The following is a 14,716-nucleotide window of genomic DNA, read 5'->3' as shown; positions in this document are numbered from 1 at the left end:
TCAGCCATTACCGCTGGTCGGCAGAGCCTCCCTTAATTTTTGTCTACCACTATGAGCTGGTAGTATTGACCACCGGTGTTTCTTCACGTCGCCCGCCCCGCAAAGGCAGGGGACAAGTATCCTGACAGGTCTCAACCGGCCGCTGTCAACGATCTGAAAAACACTCTGTGGCCGGCAGTTTCGAAGAGACGAGGAAGTCGCTTTGTCTACTTATGCACCTAAGGCTGGTGACGTCGACCGCAAGTGGTACGTCATTGATGCCACCGATGTGGTGCTGGGCCGCCTGGCTGTCCAGACCGCAAACCTGCTCCGTGGGAAGAACAAGCCCACCTATGCCCCCAACTTTGATGGCGGCGACTTTGTCGTCATCATCAACGCTGAAAAGGTCGCTGTTTCCGCTAACAAGCGCGAACAGGTCAAGCTGTACCGCCACTCCGGCTACCCGGGTGGTCTCCGCGCTGACGCCCTGGGCGACATGCTGGACACCAACCCCGCATACGTCATCGAGAAGGCTGTGAAGGGCATGCTCCCCCACAACTCTCTCGGACGTCAGATGGTGAAGAAGCTCAAGGTCTATGCTGGCCCCGAGCATCCCCACACCGCCCAGCAGCCCGTTCCCTACGAGATTAAGCAGGTGGCACAGTAATGGCCGAAGAGAACATCAACAACGAAGTCGTTGCAGAAGACGCCGTGATTGACGCTGCTTCCCAGGAAGTTGCGGAAGAGCTCACCGCCGACATCGCCGTCGACAGCATCGAGGTAGAGGTTACCCCTGCCGCCGTTTCCAACCCGGTCCAGACGGTTGGTCGCCGCAAGGAAGCCGTCGTGCGTGTTCGCATGGTTCCCGGCACCGGCCAGTTCGTGCTGAACGGCCGCACCCTGGAAAACTACTTCCCCAACAAGGTTCACCAGCAGCTCGTGAAGTCCCCGCTGGTTCTCGTTGAGCGCGAAGAGCAGTTCGACATTCAGGCTAACCTCAGGGGTGGTGGCCCTTCCGGCCAGGCCGGCGCACTACGTCTTGCTATCGCCCGTGCCCTGAACGTCGCTAACCCGGATGATCGTCCTGCCCTCAAGAAGGCTGGATTCCTCACCCGCGACTCCCGTGCTGTCGAGCGTAAGAAGGCCGGTCTGCACAAGGCTCGCCGTGCCCCGCAGTACTCCAAGCGTTAATCAACAACAGCTTGTATGGAATGCCCCGGCCCAGGTCGGGGCATTCCCCATTTCGGAGAGTCGCACACCTTTCTGGCAAACGCCGGAATGCTCAGTCGGCATGCCCCCTGTCCTGCTGGCAGGGGCATGCAGATAACCAGGCTGCTCCCGTCGAAAGCCCTCGACGGAGTAGAATGGGCAGTTACTGGGAAGAGACAGCCTCCCCACTGAAGAACTGTCCCTTTTCGCTGGTCAGCATTTTTCCCCAGTAGTGACCCGTCACCCACACCTATAAGGAACGTACACACTATGGCACGACTTTTCGGTACCGACGGCGTTCGTGGTCTCGCGAACGACACCCTCACCCCGCATCTCGCTCTCCAACTGGGAGCGGCAGCTGCGGAAGTGCTCGCCGCCCATGCGGTGAATGGTACTGGACACCCCCGTGTCGTGTTAGGGCGCGATCCGCGCATCTCGGGAGAAATGCTGGAGGCTGCATTGGCGGCGGGTATCTCTAGCCGCGGTGTCGACGTCGACCTCCTAGGGGTGTTACCAACCCCCGCTGTAGCTTTCGAAACAGCTCAACGCGATGCCGCTTTTGGGGTCATGATCTCGGCCTCGCATAACCCTATGCCGGATAATGGCATCAAATTTTTTGCCGCGGGCGGCCACAAACTCGATGATGCGCTAGAAGACGAGATCGAGGCGCGTCTCGGCTCCACACACAAGACGTCCCCGACTGGGGGTGACATTGGGCGCATCAACCAGGCACAAACAGAAGCGCACGAAGCCTACCTAGAGCACCTTCTCTCCACTCGTACCCACCATTTGAGTGGTCTGACGGTTGTTGTTGATGCTGCCAATGGGGCTGCCTCATATGCCGCTCCGGAAGCTTATGAGCGAGCTGGCGCAACCGTCATCGCACTTCACAATGAGCCCAATGGCCTCAATATCAACGACAATTGCGGCTCCACTCACATGGAGAGCCTACGCGACGCAGTGCTGTCTCACGGCGCGGACCTCGGGTTGGCCCACGATGGAGACGCTGACCGCTGCCTAGCCATTGATGCAGAGGGCAACCTGGTAGACGGCGATCAGATTATGGCAATCATGGCCATCGCGATGAAAGAGCGCGGTGAACTTGCCGACGACACTCTAGTGGCTACCGTAATGTCCAATCTTGGGCTCCATCTGGCGATGAAAGAAGAAGGTATTAACCTGCGGTGCACAGCGGTGGGAGACCGGTATGTGCTGGAAGATCTGCGTGCTGGAGACTACAGTCTGGGCGGCGAACAGTCTGGGCATATTGTGCTACCCGCCTATGCGACCACTGGTGACGGCGTGCTGACTGGCCTGCAGTTGATGGACCGGATGGCGGCAACCGGGCAGAGTTTGGCAGAGCTCGCCAGCGTGGTGACGGTGCTGCCGCAGGTACTCATCAATGTGGCTGTCTCAGATCGTGATGCGGTGGCGTCGGATCCCGCAGTGGTTGCAGCGACACTCGCAGCCGAGCATGACCTGGGGGAGACCGGGCGGGTGCTGTTGCGGGCCTCCGGAACAGAACAGCTGGTACGTGTCATGGTGGAGGCTGCCACGGAAGAACAGGCTCAACAGGTGGCAGGTCGCCTCGCCGAGATTGTGGGGTCTGTGTAGACCTTCAGTAGAGAAAGGTGACGATGCTGCAGAGCATCGTCACCTTTTGCTATTTCTGGACTTTTTCCCGGTGTGATGGAACCCCACTGCGCCTCGCAGCGTCATATGTATAAACGCACAACTTCGTGCTCCGTACCTACAACGAACTGGGAAGCCATGCCTGACGAAGTCACACTTGATGCAATCGACTTAAGGGCTATTGCAGATCGTCTCACTGATGCTGCTCTTCGATGCGATTCTGAGATGCAGTCTCATCAGCTCCTTATTGATTCCACCATGTTTGGCCCTCATCGAAAGAACCTCACGGGTGTTCTCGGCGACTGGGCTGCTGGTGAAACCGATAAAGATACGTCGTTAGATAAGAATATTCGTGTAAAAGCCGATCATATCGTTGCTGATATTGCAGCATTTTCAGGTCAAGATGCAGAGCATCGTGCCGCTCTCGGTAAGGCTGGTATGTAACCATGAGCAATGGACAAGGCATCTATAACGGGTATATTGCTAAGACTAAAGAAGCCTATATCCTGGCGAGTTCAGAGCACTATATCCGTTTCGCCTGGGAGACTATGAATTTCATTCCGGGCATGTTGTACCGAGGGCGATTGCTCCCCGCTGTCCCTAGTCTAAACCAACCTGACTTTACCGTTCTTGAGCTAGACATTACGAAGATTGAGACGCTGATTGCTGCATATCAGAATCGCCTACTTGCGTGGAAAACAGCTGGCGAAACCGTCGATGTCAGTATCAAGGAATCAAAAGATGTATGGTCGGGTGCGGCTGCAGATGAGGCACGTTCTTCACTTAGGAGGACGGTCAAACAGACTGATCAACGGCAAAGCATCTATGAGGTAGCAGACCATAACTTCTCTGCGGCACTTAACGCGTCACAGCAATTGATGGCATTTGTGTCTGACCAAGCGATGACAATCGCAGTCACGAAGAAGCCTGTTGCAATTGATAACATCCTTGGAATGTTGTGCGACGGAGTTCTCGCTGTAGGGAAGCAGGGGCTCACTGCAGTTGGTGATATTGCATCGACAGTCGTCAGTGGAGGAACGGGTCTAGGGGCAAAAACTGCGGGTAAAGCTGCAGGTAGTGCCCTAAAAGCTGGAGCTAAGGCGGTGAAGGCTGAGAAAGGCTCAAAACTTGCATTTTTAGTCAACCCAGCCAGTGTTCTCTTAGATACGTTGGTGGACGCGACGCTGGGAATTGCACGCGGGTGTAATGCAGCTAAGAGCGAGGGTGCCAAAGCGCTTCATGATATGCAGGCATCCCACTCAATTGCACGTGAGGCAGTTGAGGCAATTAAGAAGCTTATTGATGATGCAGGTAACGAACTTAATCGGATCTGGGAGATTACTGTTCAGTGCCTAGTCCGTGGTGAAAAAGTTCCTGCTAACCTTGGGCACCAACTAAAACCTGTAAAGCTGCGCTCCCTTCGTGATGAAAAGCCTAAGGCACAACAACCTCCGGTATTAAAAAAGCAAGAGTCACAGTCGAAGCACAGGAAACAAAGCACGATGTGCACTGCACTTCCGGATGAACACTCTAGTGAGAAGAAGGGTTCTCAAGAATCTGGTCTTCAAACTGAGAAACGGTACAACCATAAGGAGTCGATGGGAGATCACAGCTCTACGGGTAACGCTAAGCGTCAGAGCTACTCAGCTAAAGGTAATGCCCATGTGGAAGTCCAAGCTGGTGAGGTAGGTGCACACCATAGCCAAGCTGGTATGAAAAAGGTTGAGCATGACTATCGTACTTCCTCAAATGACCATCATTACGAGTATGGAAGCGGGCATACTACCCAACCTGTTCAACAGGAGATGACTTTTCCCAACCATCAGAATGTCTATGGATACTCAGATGATGGTCGTCACGCAAATACTCAGACTGGTGTTGAACAGCAAGACCAGTACTCCCAGTCTGGTAACCAACAGGTAGATGCCTATCACACGGCTAAACAACCAGCAGGAAACTATCTGCAAACCGGGCTACAACGAGCTCAGATGGTCCATAGTCAGCTTTGGCAAGCTTTCCTTGGAGAACATCCAGGAATGAGTGGAGTAGGAGCTGGCGCTCAGTTTGGAGTGGGCACATCGTATGCTCAGCCGACTCCTCAAGGGTTCTACGGCGATCTGGCAAGTCCCCCACCGATTCCTTACGGGCATCAGACAATGCCTGGATCTCCCTATGACTTAAGTTATGCCTATTCGGGATCACATGAGCACTCGTTCGATGCAGGGATGAGTGGAGCGTATGAGCACAACATGGGCACAGATGGCGAAGGACGTTCGGACAACGAAACTCCAGACCAACCTGATTCTCAGGAACATCATGATACAAAGCCGAGTTGGACTCTCCGCATAGAAAGTGAGGTTAGTATCGACATTTCCAGTGATGGACATGCTGATATCACCGTTGGTTCTGGTGACGATGAATACGTGACGACAGAACACTCGGATAATGCCCAACTCCATCAGGGTGGAAACAATGCCTCGGACAATCACACGAGCGATTCTGAAGGAGATTCCTCTTGTCACGACGAGGCTCACACTTCCGATACTAAAGGTGCGGAATCCAAGGGGAACGGAGCGTCGCAGCACCCTGCTAAGGACCTCAACAGCGAAGCGACTACTCAAGGAAACGATAACTCGAGCGTTGAGGAGAAAGTTCCATCTCCCGATGCAGATGAGGACAGCCCTGGCGTCAAAGCTAAGCTATCGAGGACAGCAACTGCAGCTGTCGAGACTACCTCGGCTGAAGCTGTCGCAGCTCCGCAATCTGTCTCGCCAGAGAGCATGTTTACTCACTCAGATGTTTCTCATGCGGGAAGGTGGTAGCGATGTCGCTCTTCGATCAACCCCAGCGGAAAGTTCATCAAAATATTAGCGAAGACGATGTAGAAAGCTGTTTTCGGCCAATCAGCGAGGATGAACCCTTTGAATTCTCTGAAGAAGAAACCGAAGAAATCATCGAGTGCCTTCATAACTTCAAGGAACTTGCAAAAGCCGGCTACATCGAGCTCGAACCGGAGACCCTGAAGATGCTAGATCAGCTCTAGCCCCAAGACGGTTGCTTTCCACCTCTCTCCCAACATGTGCCCTCAATCGGGAGAGGGGAGGCTCCCAAAAAAGTGGTGGCCCCAACCGGGGCCACCACTTATGTCTTGAGCTCAGAAAAAGAAACTAACGAACCAACCGGGCGAACGGACGCTTCGACCGCTTCGGAGCAGCGTCATCATTCTCCTGCTGCTCCGTCAGCACCACTTCAGTCCCAGCGATGTCAGAATCCAGAGCCGCAAAACCCTTGAAATCCTTCTCGCCCGTCAACTGGTACCACAGGTAGCCGGTCATCAGCGCCGTCTGCGCGCGCAAAGGCTTCTTGTCATTCGTCTCCGAAAGACCAAAACGCTCCAGCAAGCTATTCCCCGTCATACCCATACGAGTACAACCCGGAACCTTCCGCATCACCACAGACGCGCCCCAGGAATGAGCAAAATCCTCCGACACATCAACCGACAACAGCGGCGGGAACTCCGGAGTAATCACCAAAGCAGGAACTGTGGCACGAACCGTGTACTCCAGCGGAGACGGTGACGCCTCAGTTGGATAGGCGGCAACCACAGCCTTCAACGGCACACCCTTAGCAGCAGTTTCTGCCACCACAGCACCACCCAGACCATGGCCCAACAATGCTACCTTGTCGCCATCCAACTGCGCTGTGCCATTACCCAACTGCACACCTCGCAAGGTCTGCACCAACGCCGCCACTTGCTCAGTCATATCAGCAGCATCATTCAGCCCATTGTTCTTCAACTTGGGCACCACACAGGCCATACCCCACGAAGCAAGATGGCGTGCCAACTCGTGGTACGCGCCCACCGGGGTTAACCAGTCAGGAATAACAATGACAGTAGGCACCGAAGTACGTCCCGTCGGAGCGAAAACGACACCCTCGAGATGGGCATCGGACAGGTCGCCGCGCATCACGCGCTTCGGACCAATGTAAGAGAGATCAGAAACTAGTTTCTTCAATTTCGTAGCCACGTCCCTAAGCCTAGTCAATAACACCCCCAAGAAACGTAGAGATTGAGGGAAACATGCCACAGAATCTCCCGAAATCCACAGCAGTGGTAAAAAAGAGCGGGCAACAGGTCAGCTCAAGGCGACTCTAGGGACTCCGACCAAGTAGGGTGTAGGTATGTGTGGAATCGTTGGATACGTAGGCACCCCCGGCCAGTCTAAGCCCGCCCTCGGTGTTGTCATCGACGCGCTGCGCCGCATGGAGTATCGCGGCTACGACTCTGCCGGCATCGCCCTCCTCGACGGCGCCGGTGGCATTGCCGTCGAAAAGAAAGCCGGCAAACTTGACAACCTCGTTGCCGCAGTAGATGCCGCCAACCTGGACAAATACCCTGCTACCACCGGCATCGGCCACACCCGCTGGGCCACCCACGGACGCCCCACCGATAGCAACGCCCACCCCCACGTCGACCACCAGGAGAAGATCGCCGTCGTCCACAACGGCATCATCGAAAACTTCGCCCCGCTACGTGCCGAACTGGAGGCCAACGGAGTCGAATTCTCCTCCGAGACCGACAGCGAAACCGTCACTCACCTGCTACACGCCGAATACTATGGCGAAGGTCCCAACGCCGGAGACTTCCACGCCTCCGTAATGGCCGTCATCAACAAACTCGAAGGTGCCTTCACCCTCGTCATCGCCCACGCCGATCATCCCGGAACCCTCATAGCCTGCCGCCGGAGCACTCCGCTCGTCGTCGGCGTTGGTGACCACCAAATGTTCCTCGGCTCCGACGTCGCTGCCTTCATCGAACACACCCGAGAAGCCGTCGAACTCGGCCACGACAACGTCGTCACCATCACCGCCGATGGCTACCAGATCACCGACTTCGCCGGAAACCCTGTCGAAGGCCATCCCTTTACCATCGACTGGGACCTCGACGCAGCCGAAAAAGGTGGCTACGACTACTTCATGCTGAAGGAAATTGCCGAACAGCCGCAAGCACTCGCCGACACTCTCCGCGGCCACTTCATTGGCGGACACATCGTCCTCGATGAGCAGCGGCTCTCCGACGACGACCTCCGCCAGATCGAGAAGATCTTCGTCGTCGCCTGCGGCTCCGCCTACCATTCAGGGCTCCTCGCCAAATATGCCATCGAGCACTGGACACGCGTCCCCGTAGAAATCGAACTCGCCTCCGAATTCCGCTACCGCGACCCTGTCCTCGGCCCAGATACCCTCGTGCTGGCCATCTCCCAGTCCGGCGAAACTGCGGACACCCTGGAAGCCGTCCGCCACGCTCGTAGCCAAAAAGCCCGAGTGCTGGCAGTGTGCAATACCAATGGAGCGCAAATCCCGCGTGAATCCGATGCGGTTCTCTACACCCACGCCGGGCCCGAAATTGCGGTAGCCTCCACCAAAGCCTTCCTCGCACAGGTCATCGCCAACTACCTGGTGGGCCTAGCCCTTGCCCAGGCCCGTGGTACCAAATATCCCGATGAGGTAGCCGCCACCTACCGCGAGCTGGAAGAAATGGCCAGCAAAGTGGAGAAGGTTCTCGAACAGACCGACCACATCCGTACCATTGGCCGGCAGTTCGCTGGCAGCAACACCATCCTCTTCATCGGACGCAATGTCGGCTACCCGGTGGCGCTCGAAGGTGCCCTCAAACTCAAAGAACTTGCCTACATCCATGCGGAAGGTTTCGCCGCTGGTGAACTCAAGCATGGCCCCATCGCCCTCATCGACGAAGGAATGCCCATCGTCGTCATCATGCCGTCCCCCAAGGGCAGGGCAGTGCTGCACTCCAAGATGATTTCCAACGTCAAGGAAGTGCAGGCACGTGGCGCCACCACTATCGTCATCGCAGAAGAGGGTGACGATGCAGTGGTGCCCTTCGCTGATCACATCATCCGCGTTCCGGAATGCTCAAGCCTACTGCAGCCGCTGGTCTCCACCGTGCCGCTCCAGATGATGGCCGCCGAGATCGCCACCCAGCGCGGATACGATGTGGACAAGCCACGCAACCTAGCCAAATCCGTCACCGTCGAATAGGAGCTGAAGCCATGCGTCGTTGGATCGCAGGGCTGGACACCCGCGCCGCCCTCCCCATCGCCGTCGTGTGCAACATCTTGGTCCTCCTCCTGGGGGCCGCAATCGCCACCGTGGTAGTTGCGCGCGCCCAAGAACCGACAAATGGCGGTGCCGGAATGATCCCCGCAGCCGCCGCAGTGTGCTTCGTCGCCATTGTGGTGGTGCTGTGGTACCTCGCTCGGGGTCACATCTGGGCCCGTATTACCACAAGCGTGCTCAGCCTCGTCACTTTGGTCGCAAGCGTCCTCGCGCAAGCCATACCGATGGGAGGCGAAGCCACCATCATCCGACTGGGTGGTTGGGTGGTGATCTTCGCCGCGCTGGGTTTCGCGTTCCTTTGGGTACCTCTGCCAGAGAGAGAACACTGATGAACGTCTATACCGCCGACAGTATCCGCGCAGCCGAAGCGCCCCTACTGGCTTCCCTCCCGGAGGGAGACCTCATGCGGCGTGCCTCCTACGGCCTCTACATTCACGTCCTAGACGAAATCCGCCGTCGCTGCGGAACCGTCTACGGCAGTCACATTCTGCTCATCGTCGGTGCCGGCGACAACGGTGGAGATACCCTCTGGGCCGGCACCTACCTACGCGGGAAAGGAGCTGCCGTCACCGCGGTCCTCCTCAACCCCGACCACACCCATGCCGCTGGTCTCGCCGCCCTTCGGGCGGTCCATGGACACGTCATCCCCCTGCCCCCAGAAGAGACAGACCTCTCTGCAAACACTGCTCTCACTGCCGCCATCCACACCACCGACCTCGCGTTAGATGGCATTGTTGGGATCGGTGGACGGGGCCCTCTCCGCGAACCCGCCAGTACCGTCATCGGCCTCCTCGACGACGCCCACGTACCCATCGTCTCCGTTGATATCCCCTCCGGTATCGACCCCGATACGGGGGTACGGCATGCCCCCCACGTCCACCCCGTTGCCACCGTCACCTTCGGGGCCCTAAAACCGTGCCACGTCCTCGCTGGCCCATCCTGCGGCCGCATTTCGCTCGTCGACATTGGCCTCGACCTCAGCGGTGAAACCCCCGTCATGCAGGTGCTCTCCGACGCCGACGTTGCCGCTCAGTGGCCCATCCCTGGTGTCAGCGACAACAAATACACCACCGGCGTTGTCGGTGTGTGCGCCGGTTCTGCCGCCTATCCGGGAGCAGCCCTCCTGACCGTCTCAGGAGCAGCCCACGCCAGCTCCGCCATGGTGCGCTACACCGGCTCCGTCTCCGACCTCGTCCTCTCCCACCGGCCCGATACCGTCTGCACCGGCTCACCCAAACAAGCAGGCCGTGTGAACGCGTGGATCGCAGGGCCCGGCATGGGGACCGATGAAGGCGCCTACGACCGCCTCAGCTGGATTCTCAAACAAGAAGTACCGATAGTGCTGGACGCCGACGCCATCACCCTCATCTCGAACACCCCAGAGCTGATGGACAAACGCCCCCGCGACGCCGTAACCCTCCTCACCCCGCATACCGGTGAATTCCTCCGCCTCTGCACGTCCTACCCGGAGACCCCACACTACCCCCTGCCCACCTCCGTCGCAGATATTGAGCGTATGGGACGCCCTGCCGCCGTTACCGCCTGCCAGAAAGCGTGGGAAAACCAAGGCATCACCATAAGCATCCTTCTCAAAGGCCGCACCACCTACATTGCGGGACCAGGAGGAGTCTTTGCCGAAGACACTGGATCCTCCTGGGCTGCAACACCCGGTAGTGGCGATGTGTTGACGGGCCTCATCGGCGCCATAGTGGCACACGGTATGGTGGTAGGCCGATCCGTCGAAGAATCGGCAGCGATGGCCGTCCGAGTTCACTCACGTGCAGCACTCCTCGCCGCCATGGGCGGACAAACCTGGCACACGCTGGATTATTTGGTTGACGAAGGAGCACAGTTGCCCCATGGGGCACCCGTTACTGCCTCTGAGATTTCCCTCTCGATATCAGCGGCAATCCGTGACGTGCAGGCCGGGGGAGAGGACACTCTCCAGTAGAATTCTCAGTATGTCTGAGAACTTTACGTCCCCTGCCGAAGTTGCCCGTAACGCTGCTCAGGAGGCAGAGCTCGCCCGCCTCCGTGCAGAAGCTGCAGCTGCCAAGCTAGCTGCCGCCGAAGCTGCGGTGAAGGCCGCCGAACTACAGGCGAAACTCGCTTCCACCACAGACCAGACAGAAGCAGAAGTGCTACGCAAAGAGGCAGCTGCCGCAGACTCAACCGCGGTCACTAAAACCGACGAGGCCGCAGCTAAAGAAGCGGAAGGTGCCGCTGTAGAAGTTAATGCAGCGCTGGGCGCGGCTTCACCAGACGCGGTAGCTCCCCCTGCGGCCCCCGCCGCTGCATCGGACGACACTGCTGAGAAAGCAGCGGAAACCACAGAGCCGGCCGTCACGCCCTCCACACATGAGCCCCCGGCAGACCCCCGCGCTGGCACTATCGCCGCCGGATACTCCTTCGACACTCCCACCATGCCACTCGGTTGTGCCCTCATTGACGGCCACAACTACCCGGATATCACTATCTCACTGCCGCTCCGCATGATGAACCGGCATGGTTTGGTTGCGGGAGCCACCGGTACCGGTAAAACCCGCACTCTGCAACTTATGGCAGAGGGCCTCTCCGCTGCCGGCGTCCCCGTCTTTATCACTGATGTGAAAGGCGATCTCTCCGGACTCATGTCCCCCGGGGCGCCCTCTGAGAAGCTCCAGGCGCGTACCACCGCTCAAGGGCAAAGCAGTTGGCAGCCCACCGGGTACCCCACCGAGTTCCTCACACTAGGGGTATCCAGTGAGAGCGCCCCCGGCGCACCCGTCCGCACCACCGTCCAGAATTTTGGGGCGCTCCTGCTCTCCCGCGCACTCGGCCTCAACGCCACCCAAACTGAGGCACTCCAACTCATCTTCGAGTATTGCGAACAACGCACTATGGCCCTCGACGATCTCAAAGACCTCCAAGAAGTCGTCACCTTCCTTACCTCCACTGACGAAGGCAAAACCGAGCTGAACAGCATTGGTGGGGTTAGTCGTCCCACTGCCGGGGTCATCCTCCGCTCTGTCGCCGCCCTCGCCGCCCAGGGCGGAGACGTATTCTTCGGCCTTCCCGCCTTCGACACCGCTCACTTCCTCCGCACTGCAGCGGATGGACGTGGTGTCATCAGCCTCCTGCGGATGACGAATATGTCCGAGAAACCCGCCCTCGTCTCCGCCTTCATCATGTGGCTTCTCAACGACCTCTTCCGCACTCTGCCGGAAGTTGGAGATGCAGACAAGCCGAAACTGGTGTTCTTCTTTGACGAAGCGCACCTGCTCTTCGAAGGCGCTTCCAAAGAATTCCTGGCACAGGTGGAACAAGTAGTGAAACTCATCCGCTCCAAAGGCGTAGGTATCTACTTCCTCACCCAAACTCCCACTGACATCCCCGAAGAGGTACTGGGCCAGTTGGGCTCGCGGGTCCAGCATGCGCTTCGTGCTTTCACCCCGAAGGACGCCAAAGCGCTGCGTGCCACTGTCTCCACTTTTCCCGTCTCCGACTTCGACCTCGAAGAACTCCTCACTTCGCTAGGTGTGGGTGAAGCCATCGTCACGATCCTCGACGAGAAAGGCCGCCCCAGCCCAGTTGCCCCCACCAAATTGTGGGCACCCCAGTCGGTGATGGGGCCTGTCGATAATGCACAGGTCAAGAAAGCCGTAGAAGCCTCCGCATTAGCCGTCAAATACATGACGCCGGAAGACCGAGAGTCCGCCTTTGAGAAGCTTCGTGCTGAAGCGCAGAAGCGGCAAGAGGAAGCAGAGGCCGCCGCGGCCGCAGCAGCCAAGGCGGAAGCGGAAGAAAAAGCCCGCAAAGAGGCCGAAAAGCAGGCCAAGGAAGAAGAGAAGCGGCGTCGCGAAGAAGAGCGCCGCCGGCGGGAAGAAGAGCGGGACGCGGAGCGTCGGGCCCGTACCGGATTCCGGGGTGCTGCCTCCAAAGCCGCCAATTCCTTCGCCCGATCCCTGGGTACCCAACTGTCGCGTGAGTTGGTGAAAGACAATGGTGGAAAGAAGATCCTTGGGACAGTGCTTAAGGGTTTCTTTAAGTAAGAGACTAAGATGAGGCCGTGACCTTATACACCGGTGAGACCATTCTCACCCCCTCCACCCAGCTTTTCGCCACCGTCAACCTGGACGCCATCGCCCACAATATCGGCGTCATGCAACGGTTCGCCGGTGATACCCAAATCATGGCGGTGGTGAAGGCGGATGCCTACGGTCACGGTGCTATTGAGGTATCGAAGACTGCCCTAGCCGCTGGCGCCGTGGAGCTTGGCTGTGCCACCTACGAAGAGGCCATGCAGCTACGCAACGCCGGTATCGTCGACGCCCCCATCCTCTTCTGGATGTGGGGGCCCTCCACACCCGTGGAAGAAGCCCTCCGCGCCAACCTCATGATTGCCGTCGCTGCAGAATGGCAATTGGATGCTGTTCTCGCCGCCGTCAAAAACACCGGTATCAGCGCCTCCCTCACCATCAAACTCGACACCGGTATGGGCCGCTCCGGTTTTACCAGCCACCAATGGAACACACTATTGCCTCGCCTCTGTGAGGCGGAAGCCAGCGGAATGGTACATATTCGTGGGCTGATGGCCCACTTCTCCAGTGCCGATGAACTCGGCAACCCGGTAACCGATCGGCAGGCAGAGGGACTCCGAGTCGCTATCGATCACGGGCGTCGCGCCGGGCTCCGTCTTGACCACAACCACCACGCCAACACTGCCGCACTTCTCACCCATGGGGGGATGGGCTTTGAGCTTGCACGCCCTGGGTTGGGCATCTATGGTATCTCACCCATGCCGGAGCTGGGCGACCTCGATCTTGTTCCAGCACTGACCTGGTCAGCGGCCGTCACCCTCACCAAACCCTTCCCAGCGGGCGCCGGAGTGTCCTATAACCACGACTGGCATGCCCCCGCCGATACCGTGACCGCTATTGTCCCATGCGGGTACGCCGATGGTATTGACCGTCGCCTTACCAACCAGTTGGAGGTCACCATCAATGGGAAGCGTTTCCCGGAGGTAGGGCGTATCTCCATGGACCAGATTGTCGTCAATTTGGGAGATGATGGCGGGGGAGTGTCCCAGGGCGATGAAGCGTTCCTCTTCGGTGACGGTAGCCGTGGTGAACTGACTGCGCTGGACTGGGCCAACCTTATTGGCACCATTCCCTACGAGGTTATTTGTGCCGTGGGCGGCCGCACCACACGCCGCTACGAACACCGACCGGTCACTCCCACCCGTGCCTCTAGTAGTGCTGAAGCACATCCCGCTGGCCCCGCAGGTCTGCGTAAACTGTCCACCGTGGAAGACACTCTCCAGTTGGGGCGAGAGCTTGCTGCCCAGCTGCGTGCCGGCGATGTGGTGGTGCTAGATGGTGCTTTGGGTGCTGGCAAGACAGTGCTGGCGCGCGGTATCTCCGAAGGACTGGGCGTACAGGGGCGCGTCACCTCGCCCACGTTTGTGATTGCTCGGAGCCATCGGCCGGGCACCCCGGGTGGAGTTGGCATGGTGCATGTGGATGCCTACCGGCTGCTCGACGGGATGGAGGATGACCCCAACGCGGGGGAAGCCCTCCTCGATGAACTTGATGCCCTGGACCTCGATACTGAACTGACCGATTCGGTTGTGGTCGTGGAGTGGGGCGGCGGTGTAGTGGAACGCCTGGTTGAGCGTAGCCTGGTCGTTACCCTGGCACGCTCACCCGGTTCCGATAAACGGCACGCTACCTGGCGGTGGGTTGATGACCCGTACCGCGAACTTCCCTAGAAAGGATGC

The 14,716-nt window shown here is 58.3% G+C and carries 12 protein-coding genes; 11 read left to right on the top strand and 1 reads right to left on the bottom strand.

The window, feature by feature from the left end; all coding sequences use genetic code 11:
- The first annotated feature begins 202 nt into the window (after positions 1 to 202).
- From rplM to IY73_RS02620, 6 genes are all read left to right on the top strand, one after another.
- The gene (gene rplM / locus IY73_RS02645) at positions 203 to 646 is read left to right on the top strand and encodes a 50S ribosomal protein L13 (protein WP_053978792.1); all 444 of its coding nucleotides are present in this window, start codon (positions 203 to 205) and stop codon (positions 644 to 646) included.
- Positions 646 to 1,170: a 30S ribosomal protein S9 gene (rpsI, locus tag IY73_RS02640; protein WP_053978791.1), complete on the top strand. Its 525-nt coding sequence runs from the start codon at positions 646 to 648 to the stop codon at positions 1,168 to 1,170. The genes rplM and rpsI overlap by 1 nt, the downstream gene beginning before the upstream one ends.
- A gap of 288 nt (positions 1,171 to 1,458) precedes the next feature.
- Positions 1,459 to 2,802, top strand: a complete 1,344-nt coding sequence (gene glmM / locus IY73_RS02635) for a phosphoglucosamine mutase (RefSeq protein WP_053978790.1) — start codon at positions 1,459 to 1,461, stop codon at positions 2,800 to 2,802.
- 156 nt (positions 2,803 to 2,958) lie between these two features.
- A complete protein-coding gene (locus IY73_RS02630) occupies positions 2,959 to 3,264 on the top strand; it encodes a hypothetical protein (protein ID WP_053978789.1) in 306 nt (101 codons plus the stop codon).
- Positions 3,265 to 3,266: 2 nt separating this feature from the next.
- On the top strand, positions 3,267 to 5,642 hold the full coding sequence (locus IY73_RS02625; protein ID WP_053978788.1) for a hypothetical protein: 2,376 nt from the start codon (positions 3,267 to 3,269) through the stop codon (positions 5,640 to 5,642).
- 2 nt (positions 5,643 to 5,644) lie between these two features.
- Positions 5,645 to 5,863, top strand: a complete 219-nt coding sequence (locus IY73_RS02620; RefSeq protein ID WP_053978787.1) for a hypothetical protein — start codon at positions 5,645 to 5,647, stop codon at positions 5,861 to 5,863.
- A 124-nt stretch (positions 5,864 to 5,987) separates the two neighbouring features.
- On the opposite strand, the gene IY73_RS02615 is transcribed toward IY73_RS02620, so the two are convergent.
- Complete coding sequence (locus IY73_RS02615; protein WP_053978786.1) at positions 5,988 to 6,848, bottom strand: dienelactone hydrolase family protein; 861 nt, start codon at positions 6,846 to 6,848, stop codon at positions 5,988 to 5,990.
- 154 nt (positions 6,849 to 7,002) lie between these two features.
- On the opposite strand from IY73_RS02615, the gene glmS reads away from it, so the two are divergent.
- The 5 genes from glmS to alr are packed head-to-tail and all read left to right on the top strand — an operon-like array spanning position 7,003 to position 14,707.
- Complete coding sequence (gene glmS / locus IY73_RS02610; RefSeq protein ID WP_053978785.1) at positions 7,003 to 8,880, top strand: glutamine--fructose-6-phosphate transaminase (isomerizing); 1,878 nt, start codon at positions 7,003 to 7,005, stop codon at positions 8,878 to 8,880.
- Positions 8,881 to 8,891: 11 nt separating this feature from the next.
- Positions 8,892 to 9,287: a hypothetical protein gene (locus IY73_RS02605; protein ID WP_053978784.1), complete on the top strand. Its 396-nt coding sequence runs from the start codon at positions 8,892 to 8,894 to the stop codon at positions 9,285 to 9,287.
- Positions 9,287 to 10,909, top strand: a complete 1,623-nt coding sequence (locus tag IY73_RS02600) for a bifunctional ADP-dependent NAD(P)H-hydrate dehydratase/NAD(P)H-hydrate epimerase (RefSeq protein ID WP_053978783.1) — start codon at positions 9,287 to 9,289, stop codon at positions 10,907 to 10,909. The genes IY73_RS02605 and IY73_RS02600 overlap by 1 nt, the downstream gene beginning before the upstream one ends.
- Positions 10,910 to 10,919: 10 nt before the next feature.
- Entirely contained in the window at positions 10,920 to 12,989 is a 2,070-nt protein-coding gene (locus tag IY73_RS02595; RefSeq protein ID WP_053978782.1) for a helicase HerA-like domain-containing protein, read from the top strand.
- A 17-nt stretch (positions 12,990 to 13,006) separates the two neighbouring features.
- A complete protein-coding gene (gene alr / locus IY73_RS02590; RefSeq protein ID WP_082345339.1) occupies positions 13,007 to 14,707 on the top strand; it encodes an alanine racemase in 1,701 nt (566 codons plus the stop codon).
- Positions 14,708 to 14,716 lie beyond the last annotated feature (9 nt).

This window comes from Lawsonella clevelandensis, assembly GCF_001293125.1.
Lineage (GTDB): Bacteria > Actinomycetota > Actinomycetes > Mycobacteriales > Mycobacteriaceae > Lawsonella > Lawsonella clevelandensis.
This window is presented reverse-complemented; position numbering and strand designations above follow the sequence as displayed.